This is a genomic window from Pseudomonas sp. COW5 (genome assembly GCF_026240005.1).
Lineage (GTDB): Bacteria > Pseudomonadota > Gammaproteobacteria > Pseudomonadales > Pseudomonadaceae > Aquipseudomonas > Aquipseudomonas kribbensis.
In genome coordinates this window covers 666,817-688,146 of record NZ_JAPHVP010000001.1, presented here as the reverse complement: position 1 = coordinate 688,146, position 21,330 = coordinate 666,817, and the positions used below count along the sequence as shown (strand labels likewise).

Below are 21,330 nucleotides of genomic sequence, written 5' to 3'. Positions count from 1 at the left end.
CCTCAGCGGTGGACCACACCCGGCAGTACGCAGAGCATTTCGTACAGCAGGTTGGCGGCCAGCAGCGAGGTGTTGCCGGTGGTGTCATAAGCGGGCGAGACTTCTACCAGATCGCAGCCGATCAGGTCGAGGCCTTGGCAGCCGCGAACGATTTCAATCGCCTGAATGGTCGTCAGACCACCGATTTCCGGGGTGCCGGTGCCCGGTGCCCAGGCCGGGTCGATGCCGTCGATGTCGAAGCTCAGGTACACCGGGCCGCCACCGACTTTCTCGCGCACTTCGGCCATCAACGGTTCCAGCGACTTGTGCCAGCACTCTTCGGCCTGCACCACACGGAAGCCCTGATCGCGGCTCCAGTTGAAGTCGTCAGCGGTGTAACCCTGCGCACGCAGACCAATCTGCACCACGCGGTCGCAGTCCAGAAGACCTTCTTCGACGGCGCGACGGAAGGTCGTACCGTGGGCGATCTTCTCGCCGAACATGTGATCGTTGACGTCAGCGTGAGCGTCGATGTGCACCAGACCGACCTTGCCGTGCTTTTTATGGATGGCACGCAGGATCGGCAGGGTGATGGTGTGGTCGCCACCCAGGGTCATCGGGATCACGTTGTGCTCGAGGATGTTGTCGTAGGCTTCTTCGATGATGCGCACGGCGTCGAGCAGGTTGAAGGTGTTGATCGCCACGTCACCGATGTCGGCAACCGACAGCGAGTCGAACGGCGCAGCGCCGGTGGCCATGTTGTACGGGCGGATCATCACCGATTCGGTGCGGATGTCGCGCGGCCCGAAGCGGGTGCCGGGGCGCAGCGAAGTACCGATGTCCAGTGGCACGCCAACGAAGGCAGCGTCCAGGCCGGCAGCGGTCGGTACGTGGGGGAGTCGGAGCATGGTGGCGATGCCGCCGAAGCGCGGCATTTCGTTGCCGCCCAGTGGTTGGTGAAGAATCTTGTCCACGGGTAGGGCCTCATCGTCTTTGTTTTATTTATGTCGGCGCGCCGTTCAGCACAGGTTCGGACGCCGCTGTGGGGCCGATTCTGCGAAATGTAGTGAGATGGAAGAATCGCTACGAACAAAAACTTAGTTCAGGATTTTCTAAACTAATGGCGGCGCTGGGATTAGACTTTGCGGTCTCGGGATTCTTGCCTGGCTGAACATTGCTGCCCTCACCCCAACCCTCTCCCGGAGGGAGAGGGAGCTGACGGAGTTGTTTTCCAGAGGTACATCGACCTGCAATATCGAGTCGAACTCAGGATTTGAAAGCCGAGGAGATCGGCTCCCTTTCCCCCTCTCCCCTCTGGGGAGAGGGCTGGGGTGAGGGGGGGGATTTACCAGACAACACAGTTCCAAAGCCCGGAGTAGACATGGCCAACGCTTTACCCGACCTGAAACTTTTGCGCATCTTCGTCAGCGTCGTGCGGCATCAGGGGTTTGCCAATGCGCAGCAGGAACTCAACCTGTCGACCTCGGCGATCAGCACCTACATGAGCCAGCTCGAAGCCGCGCTCGGTCTGGTGCTGTGCCATCGCGGGCGGGGTGGTTTCAGCCTGACCAGCAAGGGCGAGCTGTTCCATCAGGAAACCCTGCGCTTGCTCGCCGAACTCGAAGGCTTCGAGCAATACGCCGCCGCGCTCAAGGGCGAACTGCGCGGCACGCTCAATCTGGGGGTGATCGACTCCACTGTCAGCGACAAGGCCTTGCCGTTCGCCGAAGCCATCGGCGCCTACAGTCAGGAACACCCGGCGGTGCATTTGCACCTGTCGGTGATGAGCCCCTACGAATTGCAACTCGGCGTGCAGGACAACCGCCTCGATCTGGCCATCGGCGCGTTTTCCACGCGCATGAGCGGTCTGGTGTACATGCCGCTGTACCGCGAACAGCACTGGCTGTATTGCAGCAGCCGTCACCCGTTGTTCAACGAGCGACGGATTCCCGAGCAGGTCATCACCCAGCAACGCATGGTCGGGCGCGGCTACTGGAGCCAGGCGGAACTGGCGCGCCACGGTTTCAAACACAGCGCCGCCACCGTGGAAAGTATGGAGGCGCAGCTGATTCTGGTGCTGTCCGGCGCCTACATCGGTTACCTGCCGGAGCACTACGCCCAGGCCTGGGCCGACAAGGGCGACCTGCGGGTTTTGCTGCCGGCGACTTTCGGTTATCAGGCGCCGTTTTCCATGATCATGCGCCGTGGCCGCAGCCGCGAGCCGCTGATCCAGACTTTCCGCGATCTGCTCAAAGCGCAGCTCAATCAGGCATAAGAATTCATGTCCAGACCTCAATGCCCGCGCTGCCTGCGCCCACAAACCCACTGCCTGTGCCCGCTGATCCCCAGCCTCGACAGCCGCACCCGCGTGTTGCTGCTGCAGCACCCGAGCGAGGTCAATCACGCGCTCAACACCGCACGGCTGGCAGCGCTCGGTTTGAACAATGCCGAACTGATCGTCGGCGAGGTGTTCGAGGATCTGCCAACGCTGCTGAATCGGCCGGGGTATCGGGCGCGGTTGTTGTTCCCGGCGGACGATGCGCAGCCGATGCAGGCTTACGCCGCATCCGATGAACCGCTGTTGCTGGTGGTGCCGGACGGCACGTGGCGCAAGGCGCGCAAGATGTTGCACCTCAATCCCTTGCTGGCGGCGTTGCCTCGGGTGACTTTGGCGGAGGGTGGTGTTTCCCGGTATCGGTTGCGCAAGGCACCGGGGCCGGGGGCGTTGTCGACCATCGAGGCGATTGTGCAGGCGTTGCAGACCCTGGAAGCACCGGTCTCTTTCGATCCATTGCTCAAACCGTTCGAGGCGTTGATCGAGGGGCAGATTGCGGCGATGGGGGAGGAGACTTTCCAGCGCAATCATTCAAAATGATCGCTGCCTGTGCCGACGCCTTCGCGAGCAAGCTCGCTCCCACAATGTCCCTGTCGAACATAAAACCTGAGTACGACGCCATACCTGTGGGAGCGAGCTTGCTCGCGATGGGGCCAGATTATTCACCACAAAGTCCGGATCATCACTACCGCTCGCGCATCGCTTCGGTCCGGGCCTTCAGCACCGGTTTTAGCAGGTAGTCCAGCACGCTTTTCTCCCCGGTTATGATGTCCACCGTGGCGACCATCCCCGGAATGATCAGCAGCGGTTTCACATCCCCGCCCAAATGGTTTTTGTCGGTACGCACCTGGATCAGGTAGAAGCTGTTGCCCTTGTCGTCGGTGATTGTGTCGGCACCGATCAGCTCAAGCTTGGCACTGAGCCCGCCGTAGATCGTGTAGTCATAGGCACTGAACTTGACCATGGCTTTCTGGCCCGGGTGCAGGAATGCCACGTCCTGCGGACGGACCTTGGCTTCGATCAGCAGGTTGTCCTCCAGCGGCACGATTTCCACCATGTCGCTGCCCGGCTGCACCACGCCGCCGATGGTGTTGACCTTCAATTGCTTGATCACTCCGTGTACCGGCGAGGTCACGGTGGTGCGGCTGACGCGGTCGTCGATGGCGATGCTCGATGCAGTGATTTTCGACAGGTCGGTGCGTTTCTGGTTGAGGTCCTTGGCGGCATCGGAACGGAAAGTCTGTTCCGATTCGTCGATCTTGCTCTTGATCTCGTTGATCGCCGATTCAGCCCGGGGAATCGCCAGGGTCGTGGCGTTCAGCGATCCGCGAATTTCCACTGCGCTGCGTTTGAGCCGCAGGATTTCCACCGGCGACACCGCCCCGGTGCCCACCAGCGGCGATGACATGTTCATCTCTTGCTGCAACAGCGCCAGGCTGGAACTGTACTGACCCTGTTTGGAGCGAAACTCCGCCAGTTCCTGAGTCTTCTGCCGCAGCTGTTCGGTGAGGGTGCGCTGTTCGCTGGCCAGGCGCCGCTGGCGCTGGTCGTAGAGCGCACGTTCGTCCTCGGCCACTTGCGGCGCCTTGCTGACGATCTCGTCGGAGAGCTTCATCGGCCGACCTTCGGACTCCGCCGACAAACGCTCGACCTGAGCCATCAACGCATAGCGATCCGCCTCGCTCTCGCCCTTGTTCGACAGAAACCGCGTGTCATCCAGACGCAGCAGGGTGTCGCCCTTGTTCACCATTTGCCCTTCACGCACGAAGATCTCGGTGACGATCCCGCCTTCGAGGTTCTGGATCACCTGGACCTTGCTCGACGGAATCGCCTTGCCTTCGCCCATGGTCACTTCTTCGAGCACCGCAAACTTGGCCCAGACCAGCGCGCTGATCAGCAACGCTGCCGCCAGCCACACGGTGATCCGCGACCAGCGCGGCGAATCCTGCAACGACGCGCCGGCGGTTTCCGGCATGAATTCGGCCTCGGCGCTTTTGCCGAAACTGTCGAAGTAACCGCGCGATTTTGAAGAAGAGGAAGCAGACATGGGCAACTCCTAGACTGCCGCCGAGCCGACCCGGCCCTTGCGCAGTGCATCGATGACCGCTTCTTTCGGACCGTCGGCGACGATCCGGCCGTTGTCCAGCACCAGCAACCGGTCCACCAGGCTCAGCATCGAGGTGCGGTGGGTGACCAGCAGCAGCGTCTTGCCCTGCACCCAGCCGTGGAGCTTCTGGCGCAGGACGTCTTCGCTGCTGTTGTCCATGGCGCTGGTGGGTTCGTCGAGCAGCATGATCGGCGGGTCGAGCAACAGCGCCCGGGCCAGCAGCACGGCCTGGCGCTGACCGCCGGAGAGCAATTGTCCGCGTTCGCCCACCGGCCGGTCGAAGCCTTGCGGATGTTGCCGGGCCAGTTCGGTGACGCCGGTCAGTTCGGCCACTTCGAGCATCCGCGAATCGCTGACGTAACGAGCGCCGAGCGTGAGGTTGTCACGTAGACTGCCGGCCAGCAGCGGCAGGTCGTGGGCGACGTAACCGATCTGCTGGCGCAGGTCGGCGACATCCAGTTGCCGCAGGTCGAGGCCGTCGAGCAGCAACTGGCCTTCCTCTGGTTCATAGAAACCCATCACCAGCCGCGCCAGGGTGCTTTTGCCCGAGCCGCTGCGGCCGATGATGCCGATGCGTTCGCCGGGTTTGAGGCTGAAACTGACATTGCTCAGGGCCGGTGCATTCTGGCCATTGTAATGGAAGGTCACACCGCTGACGTCCAGTGCGCCTTGCAGTTGCGTGCGCTCCAGCGGCCGCTGTTTGCCGTCGCGCTCCTGAGGCAGGGCCATCAGCGCGTCGGTGCTTTTCATGGTCAGTTGCGCTTGCTGATAGCGGGTGATCAACCCGGCGATCTGGCCCAGCGGCGCGAGCACGCGGCTGCCGAGCATGTAACTGGCTACCAGCGCGCCGACGCTGAGGTTGCCGGCAATGATGCTGTAGACCCCGGCGACGATGGTCGCCATCCCCGAGAACTGCTGGATGAACAGCGTGCCGTTGGTGGCCAGCGCCGAGAGGTTACGGGCGTGGCTGTCGAGGCGGGTGAGGGCGCCGTGGGTACTTTCCCATTTGTGCTGGCGCTCGCTTTCGGCGCTGCAGGCCTTGAGGGTTTCCAGGCCGCCGAGGGTTTCGATCAGCAACGCCTGACGCTCGGCACCGAGGCTAAGGCTTTTCTGCACGGTGTCACGCAGGCGAACCTGAATGATCATCGCGAACACGATCGTGATCGGAAATGCCAGCAGTGGAATCACCACCAGCCAGCCGCCGAGCAGGCCGATCACCACCAGCATCAGCACCACGAAGGGCAGGTCGATCAGGCTGGTCAGGGTCACCGCGGTGAGAAATTCCCGCAGCCCCTGAAAGTCGTGAATGCTCTGGGCGAAGCCGCCGATGGTCGCCGGCCGGGCCCTCATCGCCATGCCGGTGATGCGTTCGAACAAAGTGGCGGAAAGGATCACGTCAGTCTTCTTGCCAGCAGTGTCCAGCAAGTGCGCACGCACCACCCGCAGCACCAGTTCGAAACCGGTGCCGATCAACAATCCGATAGCGAGTACCCACAGGGTCGACGTGGCCTGGTTCGGCACCACGCGGTCGTAGGTCTGCATGACGAACAGCGGCACCATCAGGCCCAGCAGGTTGATCAGGAAACTGGCGAGGATGGCATCGCTGTACAGCCATTTCGACAGCTTCAGGGTGTCGCGAAACCACGCCTGAACCCTCGGCACCAGCGGTGAGCGCAGGTCTTCCAGTTCATGCCGGGGCCGGGCGAACAGGGCCTGGCCAGTGTAGTGTTCGGCGAGTTCTTCGCGGCTGACCCACTGCTCGCCGCCGTCGGCTTCACTGGGCAGGATCAGGGCCTTGCCGTCATCGGCAAAACGCCGCAGTACCGCCGTGCGGCCATTGCCCAGCAGCAACAGCACCGGCAGGTTGAGCGGGGAGATGTCCTTGAGATCGCGACGCAGCAGCCGCGCCTGCAACCCGGCCCGGGCTGCGGCGCGGGGCAGCAGGTCCAGGCTCAGGCGTTGTTTGTCCAGGGGCAGCCCGGCACTCAGGCTGGCGCGACTGGCCGTCGCGCCATGCAGTTTGCAGAGGATCAACAGACCGTCGAGTAACGGATCATCGAAGCTCAGACGCGGATCGATCCCGGAAACACCGGGTTCCATGCTGGTCATATTGATCGCTCCCTGGCTACATCATCGGGACTACTTCAGTTCGGGCAAGCGCGCTTCGTTCTTCACTTCGGCAGCGGCAATCGCGTCGGCCGGCAGCACCACCCGTTGCTTGCTCAGCAACTGCCCCATGTTCGCCAGCACGCGGTACATCGAAAATTCCTCGGTGTAGCGGATTTCGGTGTAGCGGCGGTTGGCGTTGTACAGCTCGTTTTCACTGTCGAGCAGGTCGAGCAGGGTGCGTTGGCCGAGGCCGAACTGATCCTGATACGCGGCGCGTACACGCTTGGTGGTTTCGGCGTATTCGCGGGCGGTCGGGGTCTGCTTCTTGGCGTTGACCATGGCGTTCCAGGCCAGGTGAATGTTCTCGTTGAGCTGGCGCAGGGCGTTGTTGCGGATGTCCATGGCCTGGTTGATCTGGTGCGCATCGGAGGCCAGTCGTGCCTTGTCGCTGCCGCCGCGGAACAGGTTGTAGTTCATCACCACGCCGACCCGCCATTCGTTGTCGTGGCCCTCGTCACCCTGCACGTTGTTGTTGGCGCCGACCGCCGCTTCGGCATCAAAGCGTGGGTAGAACGGCGACTTGGCGACTTCGTACTGGCTCTCGGCCGATTGCACGTCGGCCTGGGCGGATTTCAGATACGGGTTGTTTTCGACCATGCTCTGCTGGGCTTCGGGCAGCGTGGCGGGCAGTTCGCCACGGGTCGAGGCCGGCGCTTCCAGCTCATCGGGCATGCGTCCGACCACGGCGTAGAAGTTCGATTCGGCGTCTGCCAGATCGACCTCGGCAGTGTCGAGGTTGTTCTGCGCCAGCGCCTTACGGGCCACCGACTGGTCGGAGTCGGCGGTGCTGCCGATGCCGCGCTGGGTGCGCAGGCCGATCTGGTCGTTGACCCGCAGGTGCGCCTGCAGGTTGTTCCTGGCCAGGGTCACCAGTTCGCGGCGCTTGAGCACTTCGAGGTAGACCTCAATGGTGCGCAGGGCCAGATCCTGAGCGGTGCCTTGCGCGTAATACGCGCGCGAATTGGAGACGCCTTTGGTGCGTTCGACCTCGTTGGCGGTGTTGAAGCCGTCGAACAGCATCTGCCGCAGACGCAACTCGGACTGGGTGTAGTTGAGGATTTCGGTGTGGTGGTTACCGAGGGCCCGGGTGTTGGTGTTGTCGCTGTAGCCGCGCCCGTACGCGGCGTTCAGATCCACCGACGGATAGAAGCCACCCTTGGCAACTTTCACCTGTTCATCGGCCGACAGTTTGGCGTCTACGCGCGAAGCCAGTTCCGGGTGGGTCGCGATGGTGCTTTGTATCGCTTCGGTGAGGTTCATGGCCTGAGCCTGGGAAGTGCAAGCCATGGCCAGCAAAACCGCACTGCAGAGGGGGGTTAGAACGCGCATGGGTGCATCTCCCTGAGTCCTGATGGTATTCCGCTGTCGCCAATTTATTGACGATATTTTTAGTGTTTAGCGTCTCATCGCTGTTACAACAGAGCTAAGAACATCCTGAAGCGTAGCTAAGAAAAATTTTTCATATGGCTTATGCCAAAAAAAACTTATGCGCTTCGCCGAATCCGGCACATTGTTCCATTCGAAAGCCTTTGTTTTATGTGCTTTAGGGAGTGCATGAAGGCTTGAGGAAAGTTCCACTCACTTTGCGACATACGGGCGAAGTACTGCTAAAGGGGAGGGACGCGTAGCGGCAAATGAGCGACAGTTTTTTGTCACTCGGGTGATTCACCACCGTTACGTAGCGCTAGTGGGCGTGCTGCATCGATCAGGGATTCCAAGTGCCTGAGGGCGCTGGAGTTTCTGAACTTGCACAACCTGCGAAACGAACTGTCGAGGTGCGAGCGTCGCCCCGACAACCCGCTTGAGCCATGGGCTGCTTCGCGAACCAGTGCCGACGGTGGTCGGCAGCGGAGGAAATGCACATGGCAACGCTCATCGGGACCGTCACCAAAGTCATTGGTCAGGTTTTCGCTCAAGCCGCTGACGGAAGTCGGCGTGCATTGGTCGAGGGCGATCGGCTGTTTACGGGGGATCAATTGATCACCGGTGCGGAAGGGGCGGTCGCCGTCCATCTGCAAAACGGCCAGGAACTGACCCTGGGCCGCGACAGCAGCCTGACCCTGACCGGGCAATTGTTGGCCAACCACGCGCCCCATGTGGATGCTCCGGAAGCACTGACCCCGAGCGATGCGCAACTTACCGACGTGGCACAGATCCAGAAAGCCATTGCCGCCGGTGAAGACCCGACCCAATCCGCTGAAGCCACCGCCGCAGGCCCCGATGCTCCGGGCGATGCCAATGGCGGCAAGGGCGGCGGCCACAGTTTTGTGCTGTTGACCGAAGTGGGTGGTCGGGTCGATCCGGTCATCGGTTTCCCCACGGCCGGTTTCGGTGGCATTCCCGAGTTTCCGCAAGAGCGCCATAACGCGGTCATCGACAACGGCGACAACACGCCGGCGCCGGTCATCCCGCCACCGGTCAACAACCTGGTCACCCTCACAGGCCTCGACGTACCCGGGGGCGAACTGACGCTCAACGAAGCCAATCTGCCGGATGGTTCCGCCGCCAATCCCGGCGCGCTGACCCAGGCCGGCAGCTTCAGCATCTCGGCGCCCGATGGGCTGACCAGCCTGAGCATCGGCGGCATCAACGTAATCGTCGGCGGCGTGCCCGTCGGTTTCCCGCAATCGATCACCACACAACTGGGCAACACCCTGACCATCACCGGTTACAACCCGGCGAACGGCACGGTCAGCTACAGCTACACCCTCAACGGCAACGACGCCCATCCTGCGGGTGATGGCGCCAACAATCTCAGCGAACATTTCACGGTGATTGCCGGTGACAGCAATGGCGACACGGCGACCGGTTCGCTGGACGTGAACATCACCGATGATGTGCCCAAAGCTGTTGATGACAGCAACACCGGTACGGCTTCGGAAACCAACCTGAGCCTGACCGGTAACGTGCTGACCAACGACGTGCAGGGCGCCGACCGCATTCCCGTAGGCCCCAACAGCGGCCCGGTAGTAGCCGGTACGTTCACCGGGACTTACGGCACGCTGGTGCTGAACGCCAACGGCACTTACACCTACACGCTCAATACCAGCGATGCAGATTTCAAGGCGTTGCATGGCGGTGGCAGCGGGACAGAAACCTTCACCTACACCCTGCGCGATTCCGATGGTGACACCAGCACTGCAAACCTCGTTCTGCAGATCCACAACAACGACGATCCGGTGCTCATCAACGGCCTCGACGTTAACGGTGGTGAACTCACAGTCTTCGAGAAAAACCTGAGCACCGGCAGTGCGCCGGATGCTACTGCGCTCACTCAAAGCGGAACCTTCACCATCACCGCGCTGGACGGCGTGACCACGCTGACTGTCGGCGGAATCGCCGTCGTCACCAACGGCGTGGCTGCCGGGTTCCCGCAATCGGTGACCACGCCATTGGGCAGCACACTGACCTTCACCGGGTTCAATGCCGCCACCGGCGTTGTCAGTTACAGCTACACCCTTGACCACAATGACGCCCACCCGACTGCCAACGGCGCCAACACCCTGAGTGAACAATTTGCTGTGACGGTGGTTGATGACAACGGAACCACCGCCAATGCATCGCTGGATGTGAACATCGTCGATGACCTGCCAAAAGGTGTGGATGACAGCAACACCGGTACGGCTTCGGAAACCAATCTGACGCTGACTGGCAACGTCCTGACCAACGACGTGCAAGGCGCCGACCGTGTACCGACTGGCCCGAATGCCGGGCCGATTACTGCCGGCACGTTCACTGGAACCTATGGCACTTTGGTTCTGAATGCCGACGGTTCTTACACCTACACCGTCAACCCTAACGACGCAGACTTCAAAAACCTGCACGGCGGTGGCAACGGCACTGAGACTTTCACCTACACCATCACCGATTCCGACGGCGACACCAGCACCGCGAATCTGGTGCTGCAAATTCACAACAACGACGATCCGGTGATTATCAGCGGCCTCGACGTTAACGGCGGCGAGCTCACCGTCTTCGAGAAAAACCTCAGCACCGGCAGTGCGCCGGATGCTACGGCCTTGACTCAGAGCGGCACGTTCACCATCACTGCGCTGGATGGCGTAACGACCCTGACCGTGGGCGGTATCGCCGTCGTCACCAACGGCGTGGCCGCAGGCTTTCCGCAATCGGTCACGACTCCGCTGGGCAGCACGCTGACCATCACCGGGTTCAACGCCGCCACCGGCGTTGTCAGCTACAGCTACACCCTCGATCACAATGATGCGCACCCAACCGCCAACGGCACCAATACTCTGAGCGAGCAATTCGCCGTCACCGTGGTGGATGACAACGGCACCACGGCCAACGCATCGCTGGACGTGAACATCGTCGACGACGTGCCAAAAGCCGTGGATGACAGCAATGCCGGCACGGCTTCGGAAACCAACCTCACGCTGACCGGCAACGTCCTGACCAACGATGTGCAGGGCGCTGACCGTGTACCGACTGGCCCGAATGCCGGGCCGATTACTGCCGGCACGTTCACTGGAACCTATGGCACTTTGGTTCTGAATGCCGACGGTTCTTACACCTACACCGTCAACCCTAACGACGCGGAATTCAAAGCCCTGCACGGTGGCGGAAACGGCACGGAAACTTTCACCTACACCATCACCGACTCGGACGGTGACACGAGCACGGCGAATCTTGTTCTGCAGATCCACAACAACGACGATCCGGTGATCATCAACGGCCTCGACGTTAACGGCGGTGAGCTGACGGTTTTCGAGAAAAACCTGAGCACCGGTAGTGCGCCGGATGCTACCGCGCTGACCCAAAGCGGCACCTTCACCATCACCGCGCTGGACGGCGTGACCACGCTGACTGTCGGCGGTATTGCCGTCGTTACCAACGGTGTGGTCGCAGGCTTCCCGCAATCCGTCACCACACCGCTGGGCAGCACGCTGACCATTACCGGATTCAATGCCACGACCGGTGTGGTGAGTTACAGCTACACCCTCGACCACAACGACGCCCACCCAACCGCCAACGGCGCCAACACGCTGAGCGAACAGTTCGCGGTCACCGTCGTCGATGACAATGGCACCACGGCCAACGCATCGCTGGACGTAAACATCGTCGACGACCTTCCAAAAGCCGTAAACGACACCAACACCGGCACCGCCTCGGAAACCAACCTCACGCTGACCGGCAATGCCCTGACCAACGACGTACAAGGCGCCGACCGCGTCCCGACCGGCCCCAACGCCGGCCCGATCACCGCCGGCACCTTCACCGGGACTTACGGCACGCTGGTGCTCAACGCCAATGGCACTTACACCTACACGCTAAACACCAACGACGCCGACTTCAAAAACCTGCACGGCGGTGGCAACGGCACCGAAACCTTCACCTACACCATCACTGATTCGGACGGCGACACCAGCACGGCGAACCTGGTTCTGCAAATCCACAACAACGACGATCCGGTGATCATCAACGGCCTCGACGTCAACGGCGGCGAGCTCACCGTCTACGAGAAAAACCTCGGCAACGGCACTGCGCCGAATGCCACGGCCCTGACCCAGAGCGGCACCTTCACCGTCACCGCCCTCGACGGTCTGCAAACCCTCACCGTCGGCGGCATCGCGGTGGTTACCAACGGCGTGGCCGCAGGCTTCCCGCAATCGGTCACCACGCCATTGGGCAGCACACTGACCGTCACCGGCTTCAACCCCACGACGGGCGTCGTGAGCTACAGCTACACCCTGGTGCACAACGATGCGCACCCGACCGGCAACGGCGCCAACAGCATCACCGAGAACTTCAGCGTGGTGGCTACCGACGGCGATGGCAGCACTGCCTCCGGGCAGATCAACGTCAACATCGTCGATGACCTGCCGACCGCCAAGGCCGACACCGGTTCGGTGGTGGAGGGCGGTACGGTCAATATCAGCGTGCTGGGCAATGACGTCACCGGTGCCGATGGCCCGGCAGCGGGCGGTGCGGTGGTGGGCGTAAGGGTCGGCAGCGACACCTCGACCTCGGCCATTGGCGGCCTCAACAGCAACATCAACGGTACCTACGGCTACCTGACCCTGGATGCGGCGGGCAACGCGGTCTACCACAGCAACCCGAACTCGGTGAGCCCGCCGGGCGCCACTGACACGTTCACCTACACCATCCGCGACAGTGACGGTGACGAAAGCACCACCACCATCACCGTCAACGTCGCTGACAGCAAACTCGTGGCCTCGGTCGATCAGGACGTGACCGTATACGAAAAAGCCCTCGACCTGACCAAGGACGGGCAAGACCTGGCCCCGGGCACGGTCATCGGCAGCGACCCGACCAACACCGGCGAAACCGCCACCGGCACCCTGGTCGGCGCGGTCACCGGCGGCAGCGGTGCGATCACCTACACCCTGGTCGGCAGCGCCACCGGCACCTACGGGCAGATCCAGCTCAACCCCGACGGCACGTACACCTACACCCTGACGTCGGCACCGAAAACCACGCCAAACGCCAATGACGGTGCGAACACGCTAAGCGAAAGTTTCACCTACAAGGCCACCGATGCGCTGGGCAACAGCACCACCAGCACCATTGTGGTCAACATCGTCGATGACGTTCCAAAAGCCGTGGCCTCGGATCGCTCGGTGGCGGCGGTGGAGATCGACTCCAACATCCTCATCGTGCTCGATATCTCCGGCAGCATGGCCGACGCTTCCGGCGTGCCGGGCCTGTCGCGGCTGGACCTGGCCAAGCAGGCGATCAGTGCCTTGCTCGACAAGTACGACGATCTCGGCGATGTGAAAGTGCAACTCGTCACCTTCAGCAGCAACGCGACTGACCGTACCTCGGTGTGGGTCGATGTGGCGACCGCCAAGACCCTGCTCGCCGGCCTCAGCGCCGGTGGCGGCACCAACTACGATGCGGCCGTGGCGACCATGCAGACCGCGTTCAACACCTCGGGCAAACTCACCGGGGCGCAGAATGTCGGCTACTTTTTCTCCGACGGCAAACCCACCACCGGCCAGGAAATCGGCACCGCCGACGAGACCGCGCTCAAGGCCTTCCTTGATGCCAACAACATCAAGAACTACGCGATCGGCCTCGGCAACGGTGTCAGCAATGCCAACCTCGATCCACTGGCTTACGACGGCATCAGCCACACCAACACCAACGCCGTGGTGGTCACCGATCTCAATCAACTGAACTCGGTGCTGTCCGGCACCGTGGAAGGCGCGCCTGTCACCGGTTCGTTGCTCGGCGATGGCGGGACGTTCGGCGCCGATGGCGGTTTCATCAAATCCATCGTGGTCGACGGCACCACTTACACCTACGACCCGAAAGCCAACAGCGGCCAGGGTTCGCTCACTGCCAGCGGCGGCACCAACCACGGCACCTTCAACACGGTGAACAACACCCTGAGCATCGCCACCAACAACAGCGGTACGCTGGTGGTCAACCTCGATACCGGCGACTACAGCTATACCTCGCAGAAAACCACCACGACGGTGATCACCGAGAACATCGGCTTCACCCTCAGCGACAACGATGGCGACCTCGCCAGCTCCACGCTGACGGTGAAAGTGATTCCGAACTCGCCACCGGTGGCAGTGGATGACCACATCATCACCAACGTGCTGTCGAGCAACGTTGTGGTGCCGGGCGAGTTGCTGCTGGCCAACGACACCGATCCGGACGGCGATACCCTCAGTGCTTCGCCCACCACCTTCAACACCGGTTGGGCCGCCAAGGGCGCGGACTTCACCGGCAGCGGCGCGATCAGCTTCACCGGCACCACCAACACCAGCGCCAACCAGAACCTGGCCGATGTACGCAACTCCTTTGCGGCCAACACGGCGGCCATGACGGCGGTGCTGGTGGTCAGCGGTTACCTCGGCGCGGTGACCAACGCCAATGCCAACGATGAAGACCTGATCACCGTCAAACTGAAACAGGGCGAGACCCTCAATCTCGACCACAACCTGGCGGCCGGGCACATCACCATGGAGTATTCGGTGAACGGCGGGGCGTTCGTCAGCATCGCCGATGGTGGCACCATCACCGCCAGCGCCGATGGCACGTACCAGATCCACATCACCAACATCACCAACACCAGCGGCAGCAACCCCAATGCGGCGGAAAACTACCAACTGACCATGACGGTCAACTACGCCGGGGCCCACGACGTCACCCCGGACTTCCACGGCACCTACACCGCCAACGACAACCACGGTGGCAGCGATACCGCCAACGTGACCATCACTTATCAGGACGGCCACACCCTCACCGGTACGTCCGGCGATGACGTGCTGGTGGCGGGCAGCGGCGACAACATCCTCAACGGTGGCGACGGCAACGACGTGCTCACCGCCGGCTCCGGCAACAACGAACTGCACGGCGGCGCCGGCAACGACTTGCTCTACAGCGGCCCGGGCAATGACATCCTCGATGGCGGCACCGGTATCGACACGGTCAGCTATGCCCACGCGACGGCCGGGGTCACGGTCAACCTGAACCTGCTCGGTGCGCAAAACACCATCGGCGCCGGCATCGACACCATCAGCAACGTCGAAAACCTCGTCGGCTCGAACTTCAACGACACCCTGACCGGCGACAACAATAACAACGTGATCAACGGCGGCCTGGGCAACGACATCCTCAATGGCGGTGGTGGTGATGATCTGCTGATCGGCGGCATGGGCAACAACACCCTGACCGGGGGGCCGGGCGCCGACACCTTCCAGTGGCTCAAAGGCAACAGCGGCCACGACACCGTCACCGACTTCACCCCCGGCACCGACAAGCTCGACCTGTCGCAACTGCTGCAAGGTGAAAACGGCACCGCGGCGTCACTGGATGACTACCTGCATTTCACCGTCACCGGCAGCGGCGCTTCGGTGGTCACTACCATCGACGTCAGCGCCATGGCCGGCGCCACGCCGAACCAGACCATCGACCTGGCAGGCGTCAACCTCGCCAGCCACTACGGCGTGACACCGGGGGCGGGCGGGGTGATTGCCGGCGGGCATGACACGGCGACCATCATCAACGGGATGCTGAATGATCATTCGTTGAAGGTGGATACGGTGTGAGCCGGGGCTGAAACGACAAAGCCCGCCGGCCCGATCAAACGGGGCGGCGGGTTTTTCTTTGCTCAGGCTACAGCGGCGCCTCAGTCTTCAGTTCCAGATTATCCAGCACCCGATTCACCGCCAGTTCCGCCAGCATGATCAGTTGCCCGATGCCCAGCAGCACATGCCGCTGCGGCGCATCGATCATCGCGGCGAAATCGCTGGCCATGGTTTTGGCCGAGGTCAGGGTTTCGCAGGCGTCGGCCAATAGTTCTTCGCTGGGGATGCCGGGGGCGATGAGGTAGCGGGTGTTGGGTTTGAGCAGCGGCTTTCTGGGGTGGAACGGATTGAGGTAGTGATCGAGGGCGCGTTCGGCGGCTTCGTGGAATTTCTTGGAGTCGAGGGTTTCGTAGGGCGAGGTCGAATCGACTTCCGGCGGGTTTGGCGTGGGTTTGATCATGGGTAAAGCCTCTAGAGTAGTGGAGGCGCCACGCTTCGCTGCTAAACGAAAGAGGTGGCGGCCGTACGCGGGTTAGCAGACCAGGACTCTAGAACCCGGCGCACCGAAGTGCCCCACGCAAAGCCGCCATAACGTGAACGGACAGGCGTGAGCCTGATCACGAACGAACGGCATTGTGCGTCTAGAGTAGATCCGGGCTGCTAAACCCGATCGCTGCTTTTCAGCGACCGCCAAACAATAGAACCCGCCCCCAAGGCGCACAAGCCGGCGGATTCTGGCGGATGCGTAGGCAAAGGCGCAAGGTGATGTGGCTTTGCGGACATGACATTCAACACTAATTAACGTGGATGTCTCGTTGACGTTGAAATGACAAAAAAACCGCCCTGCCGGTTGAAGCACAGAGCGGGTTTTCATCGGTGGAACTGGTAAATAAATACGTCCCCTTTTCTTCCCCTTTTCTACGCTTTCTACGTCCCCTTATCATCACTGCTTTTCACTAATTGCTAGATGACTCGTCCCAAGGTGCCCTGACATCAAAATCAGTGTCTGTCTCATAAGTTTCCAGTGTGCCTGGATTTGATAAATAAAAAGATAGGCCGGAAGTTAGGTCTGCCGTTTGAGACAGCCAACTAAAGGAGTGGGTTTTCACATTCCAAACCTCCGCGGTTTGTCCGTTGGCTGGCCCGCTCCAAGCACTACCTTCAGTAGTCCAGTGAATCCAAGGCTGAGAGTAACAACGAGCAATCACCTCTCGAAGCTGTGGTGTCAAACCTGTTCTCCCAGTACTCGCGTTGCTGGAAAGGTAGCGGGCATAGGTCCAGCCAACACCTCCATGTACATATAAGGAGTAAACATTTGAAACTTCAAGCGGGTAGAGGACCTGCTCATTTTTTTGATCCGTGACGGTAATAGTGACAGTTCCGTTGGCCATTCCGGTTACTTTGCCCTGAGCGTTAACTGTTGCGATATTCGAGTTGGAAGATTTGTAGCTATACGGTTTTGTGCCTCCGGATGCCTCTCGCACACCTGTGTTGTTTATCGCGTCAACCCCATTAGGGTATTTGCAGTATGAAGTTCTTACCATGATGCCATTCAGTCGCATCAAGGTCGTATCGATAGCCAATCCGGTTGCGATAGTCAACGTTCTTGGAGTTGATATAGGGCCAGAGTCATAGTTGCCTTCAATCGTATAACTACGCGGCCCCGCTGCTTGCGTGCCGGTGTTATAGGTCCAGTTTCCATTTTCATCCACGGCGATCAGCCCCGGCTGACGGATCCCGTCGATACGTAGATAAATGGTTGAGTTCTTCCTGGCTTTCCCGCTCATCGCAAACAATGTTTCGGATGTGGTGGTGCCCTCAGGAATTTCGGCCCCGCTGATCAAGCCTTTGATCGAATCAATCGTCAGCGTCTCGGCTGTACCCACGGTCAACAACCAAACATCAGTCGCAGGCAAACTGGCATTTCCCCGCAGTTCAAAGCGATGCGGTCCCTGAGCCAGATTCACCAACTGCTGGATGAATGCGCTGCTTGGATTGAACACTCCACTAGCCACTACCGAGCCGTTATCCGTAATCACAAATGGAGCACCCGCCGGCCCGCTTCCGCCAAACTCGACACCCGTGGAGGGGGTCGTGTCGCCAGGATTGAGCGGGGACCCGCCGGGATATGTCGTGCAATAGCTAAAGAAAGGATTTTGAGTACTCATGGGGAACGCTCCTTCGCAGGTTCTGCCGTAATGGCAGCGGGCATGCACCATGGAGCGCCATCAGAGGAGCGTTGCACACCTGTCAACTCTGACAGTAACGACAAACGGTCAGGACTTGCGCAACGTCCTTTGCCGCAAGATATAAACCGTCACCAACACCGCACTCGTCAACATGAACCCACGCGCCCACGGCAGCGGCACCAGGTAGCACGAGAACAGAATGCTCGCCCACATCAGCCCGATCGCGTAGACCTTGCCCTTGAGCGGTATGCCGTTGCCATCGAGGTAGTCGCGGATCCATGGTCCGAGCCGGGGATGCTCGACCAGCCATTGATAGAAACGCGGAGAGCTGCGGGCGAAGCAGGCTGCTGCCAGCAGGAGGAAAGGGGTAGTGGGGAGAACAGGCAGGAAGATCCCGATCACCCCCAATGCCACGCTGAGCCAGCCGATGGCCAGCAGGATGTAGCGCAACATCAGGGGGCGGTTGCCTATGGGGTTGTCCATAGGCCGGATCTTAGTGGTGACGTGGCTTGAGGATCGCCGGTTTTTCGTCGGGCGCCTGGCACAGCAGGTACAGCGCGGTCAGGGCTTCCGGGATCTGCACGATCATGTCGTCCATCAGGTTGGCGTCCTTGGCGATGTCTTCGAACTCTGGCTGTTCGTCGAACAGGCCCGAACCGACCATGATCGGCAGGAGCATTTCGCTGACTTCTTCTTCGGCGGTTTCGAACCAGGCCGCTTCGCGCAGGAACACGCCTTCCATGAAGCCGATGCACCAGCCGCGCAGTTCCGAATCGTCCGGCTCGTCGCCCAGGTCCAGTTCGCATGGCAGCTCGAATTCTTCATCCGACGCCAGTTGGCGAGCGATGTGGGCCTTGAGGCCGATCAGCGTGGCTTCGATCTCTTCGCGCTGGGCTTCGCTGCTGTAATGCGGCTCTTCGGCGAACAGGGCGTCGATCCACTCACGATCCGGCACCACGTCGGCGCAGATCGACAGCGCGGTCAGGTAACCGTGAGCGGCCACGTAGTCCAGCGCCTCTTCATGCAGCTCGTCGGCGTCGAGGAAGACTTGCAGGCGGGTTAGTTGCTCGGCGAAGGACATTAAAGGGCTACCTTGGGGGAATAAACAATGCGGGAATTCTAGGCCTTCTTGAGCCCTCAAGCCAGCCGCACGGCAGATTTGCCCGCACAAGCTTCTTATCGGCGGTGCCCTTTGCCGGGGAGGGCTCGGGTATACTGCCGCGCTTTGCGATCCCTGCCGGCGTCGCGGCTGAATCCGTACGGCGTCATGCAATGCGCCCTTACGTTTTGTTTAAAGCAGCCTCGGCTGTCTTGAACCAGCCTGTGCAGGGATGTTTCGGTGGATTTTTGGAGTTTTTATGCTCGAACAGGCTCAACGCGTCCTCAAGGACATCTTCGGCTACGACAGTTTCCGTGGCCGCCAGGGTGCAATCATTGAGCGCGTGGCCAGTGGCGGTGATGCCCTTGTCCTGATGCCGACCGGCGGCGGCAAGTCCCTGTGCTTCCAGGTGCCGGCGCTGCTGCGCGATGGCCTGGCGGTGGTGGTGTCGCCGCTGATCGCGCTGATGGACGATCAGGTCGCCACCCTCGAAGAGCTGGGCGTGGCGGCTGCCGCGTTGAACTCCACCCTGAGCGCCGAGCAGCAGCGCGATCTCGCCAACCGCATCAAGCGCGGCGAAGTGAAAATGCTGTATCTGGCGCCGGAGCGTCTGGTGCAGCCGCGCATGCTCTCATTCCTGCAAGGCTTGAACATCGCGTTGTTCGCTATCGATGAAGCGCACTGCGTATCGCAATGGGGCCACGACTTCCGCCCGGAATACCTGCAACTGGGGCAGTTGGCGGAAATGTTCCCCGACGTGCCGCGCATCGCCCTGACCGCCACCGCCGACAAGCGCACCCGCGAAGAAATCGTCACCCGTCTGCATTTGCAGAACGCCGAGCGTTTCCTGTCGAGTTTCGACCGGCCGAACATCTTCTACCGCATCGTGCCCAAGGAGCAGCCGCGCAAGCAGTTGCTGGCGTTCCTTGCCGAGCGGCGCAGCGACGCCGGCATCGTCTACTGCCTGTCGCGCAAGAAGGTGGAGGAGGTCGCCGCGTTTCTCACCGAGCAGGGCTTCCCGGCGCTGCCGTACCACGCCGGTCTGCCCAACGACCTGCGCGCTTATCACCAGAAGCGCTTCCTCAACGAGGAAGGCCTGATCATGGTCGCGACCGTGGCTTTCGGCATGGGCATCGACAAACCCAACGTGCGCTTCGTCGCTCACCTCGACCTGCCGAAATCCCTTGAAGCCTATTACCAGGAAACCGGACGCGGCGGCCGTGATGGCCTGCCGGCGGACGCGTGGATGGCCTACGGTCTGCAGGACGTGGTGATGCTCAAGCAGATGCTGCAGAACTCCGAAGGCGACGAGCGCCACAAGCGTCTGGAGCAGCACAAGCTCGATGCCATGCTCTCGCTTTGCGAAGAAACCCGTTGCCGCCGTCAGGCGTTGCTGGCGTATTTCGATGAGGACATGCCCGAGCCTTGCGGCCATTGCGACAACTGCATCGACGGCGTGCAGACCTGGGACGCCACCGAGCCTGCGCGTCAGGCGCTGTCGGCGATCTACCGCACCGGGCAGCGTTACGGCGTCGGCCATCTGGTGGACGTGCTGCTGGGCAAGGACAACGACAAAGTCCGCAGCTTCGGCCATCAGCACCTGTCGGTGTTCGGCGTGGGCAAGGCGCTGGGGGAGAGCGAATGGCGTTCGCTGTTCCGCCAGTTGGTGGCCCGTGGTCTGGCGGACGTCGATCATGAAGGCTATGGCGGACTGCGTCTGAGCGACACGTGCCGGCCGCTGCTCAAGGGCGAGGTGAGCCTGGAGCTGCGCCGCGACCTCAAGCCACAAATCACCGCCAAGAGCGGCAGCAAGAGCCAGGCCAGCCAACTGGTGCGTGGCGAAGAGCGCGAACAGTGGGAAGCCTTGCGCGCCCTGCGGCGCAAACTGGCGGAAGAACACGGCGTGCCGCCGTACGTCATCTTCCCCGATTCGACCCTGCTGGAAATGCTCCGCAGCCAGCCGACCTCGCTGGCGGACATGGCCCGGGTCAGCGGTGTCGGTGCGCGCAAGCTGGAGCGCTACGGGGAGGCCTTCCTCGAAGTGCTGGGCGGCGAGGCCGAGGCGCCGAAAGTGGTGGCCGACGTGCGCCACGAACTGATCACCCTGGCCCGCGCCGGCATGACGCCGCTGCAGATTGCCGGTCAGTTGCAGTGCTCGGAAAAGAACGTCTACACCATGCTCGCCGAAGCCATCGGCAAGCAGCAATTGTCGCTGGAGCAGGCGCTGGATTTGCCAGAGGAGCTGATGGGCGAAGTTCAGGATGCGTTCCTCGACGGCGAGGGTGAGTTGCCGTCGGTCGCCGAAGTGGCGGAGCTGTTTGCCGGTCGTGTACCGGAGGGGGTGCTGTATTGCGTGAGGGCTGCGTTGCAATCGGAATTCGAGATGTAATCCGGCTCGTTCCCCTCACCCCAGCCCTCTCCCCCAGGAG

12 protein-coding genes are annotated in these 21,330 nt (G+C 61.4%); 4 read left to right on the top strand and 8 right to left on the bottom strand.

Annotation, left to right across the window (positions count from 1 at the left end):
- Nucleotides 1-2 precede the first annotated feature (2 nt).
- Nucleotides 3-953, bottom strand: coding sequence for an agmatinase (gene speB, locus OQ248_RS03015; RefSeq protein WP_007956591.1), 951 nt, complete (start codon nucleotides 951-953; stop codon nucleotides 3-5).
- A 407-nt stretch (nucleotides 954-1,360) separates the two neighbouring features.
- Between speB and OQ248_RS03010 the strand changes: the two genes are divergently transcribed.
- Both OQ248_RS03010 and OQ248_RS03005 read left to right on the top strand, forming a co-directional pair.
- Nucleotides 1,361-2,254 carry a LysR family transcriptional regulator gene (locus OQ248_RS03010; protein WP_007956593.1) on the top strand — a complete coding sequence of 298 codons (894 nt, stop codon included), beginning with the start codon at nucleotides 1,361-1,363 and terminating at the stop codon, nucleotides 2,252-2,254.
- A 6-nt stretch (nucleotides 2,255-2,260) separates the two neighbouring features.
- Entirely contained in the window at nucleotides 2,261-2,854 is a 594-nt protein-coding gene (locus OQ248_RS03005) for a DTW domain-containing protein (RefSeq protein WP_265811983.1), read from the top strand.
- 145 nt (nucleotides 2,855-2,999) lie between these two features.
- Here OQ248_RS03005 and OQ248_RS03000 read toward each other — a convergent pair whose 3' ends face one another.
- The 3 genes from OQ248_RS03000 to OQ248_RS02990 are packed head-to-tail and all read right to left on the bottom strand — an operon-like array spanning nucleotide 3,000 to nucleotide 7,919.
- Nucleotides 3,000-4,361 (bottom strand): HlyD family type I secretion periplasmic adaptor subunit, encoded by a 1,362-nt coding sequence (locus OQ248_RS03000; protein ID WP_085710363.1) that lies wholly within the window; start codon nucleotides 4,359-4,361, stop codon nucleotides 3,000-3,002.
- Between the two features lie 9 nt (nucleotides 4,362-4,370).
- Complete coding sequence (locus OQ248_RS02995; RefSeq protein WP_265811982.1) at nucleotides 4,371-6,530, bottom strand: type I secretion system permease/ATPase; 2,160 nt, start codon at nucleotides 6,528-6,530, stop codon at nucleotides 4,371-4,373.
- 30 nt (nucleotides 6,531-6,560) lie between these two features.
- Nucleotides 6,561-7,919 (bottom strand): TolC family outer membrane protein, encoded by a 1,359-nt coding sequence (locus OQ248_RS02990; protein WP_265811981.1) that lies wholly within the window; start codon nucleotides 7,917-7,919, stop codon nucleotides 6,561-6,563.
- A 533-nt stretch (nucleotides 7,920-8,452) separates the two neighbouring features.
- On the opposite strand from OQ248_RS02990, the gene OQ248_RS02985 reads away from it, so the two are divergent.
- Nucleotides 8,453-15,634, top strand: coding sequence for a retention module-containing protein (locus OQ248_RS02985; protein WP_265811980.1), 7,182 nt, complete (start codon nucleotides 8,453-8,455; stop codon nucleotides 15,632-15,634).
- Nucleotides 15,635-15,701: 67 nt separating this feature from the next.
- On the opposite strand, the gene OQ248_RS02980 is transcribed toward OQ248_RS02985, so the two are convergent.
- The 4 genes from OQ248_RS02980 to OQ248_RS02965 form a co-directional block, all read right to left on the bottom strand.
- On the bottom strand, nucleotides 15,702-16,073 hold the full coding sequence (locus OQ248_RS02980; RefSeq protein ID WP_265811979.1) for a DUF6124 family protein: 372 nt from the start codon (nucleotides 16,071-16,073) through the stop codon (nucleotides 15,702-15,704).
- Between the two features lie 496 nt (nucleotides 16,074-16,569).
- Nucleotides 16,570-17,781, bottom strand: coding sequence for an Ig-like domain-containing protein (locus OQ248_RS02975; protein ID WP_265811978.1), 1,212 nt, complete (start codon nucleotides 17,779-17,781; stop codon nucleotides 16,570-16,572).
- Between the two features lie 108 nt (nucleotides 17,782-17,889).
- Nucleotides 17,890-18,285 (bottom strand): YbaN family protein, encoded by a 396-nt coding sequence (locus OQ248_RS02970; protein WP_265811977.1) that lies wholly within the window; start codon nucleotides 18,283-18,285, stop codon nucleotides 17,890-17,892.
- 10 nt (nucleotides 18,286-18,295) lie between these two features.
- Entirely contained in the window at nucleotides 18,296-18,883 is a 588-nt protein-coding gene (locus OQ248_RS02965; RefSeq protein WP_085710385.1) for a YecA family protein, read from the bottom strand.
- A gap of 277 nt (nucleotides 18,884-19,160) precedes the next feature.
- Here OQ248_RS02965 and recQ point away from each other — a divergent pair, with 277 nt between their 5' ends.
- The gene (gene recQ / locus OQ248_RS02960; protein WP_265811976.1) at nucleotides 19,161-21,290 is read left to right on the top strand and encodes a DNA helicase RecQ; all 2,130 of its coding nucleotides are present in this window, start codon (nucleotides 19,161-19,163) and stop codon (nucleotides 21,288-21,290) included.
- Nucleotides 21,291-21,330: the final 40 nt, after the last annotated feature.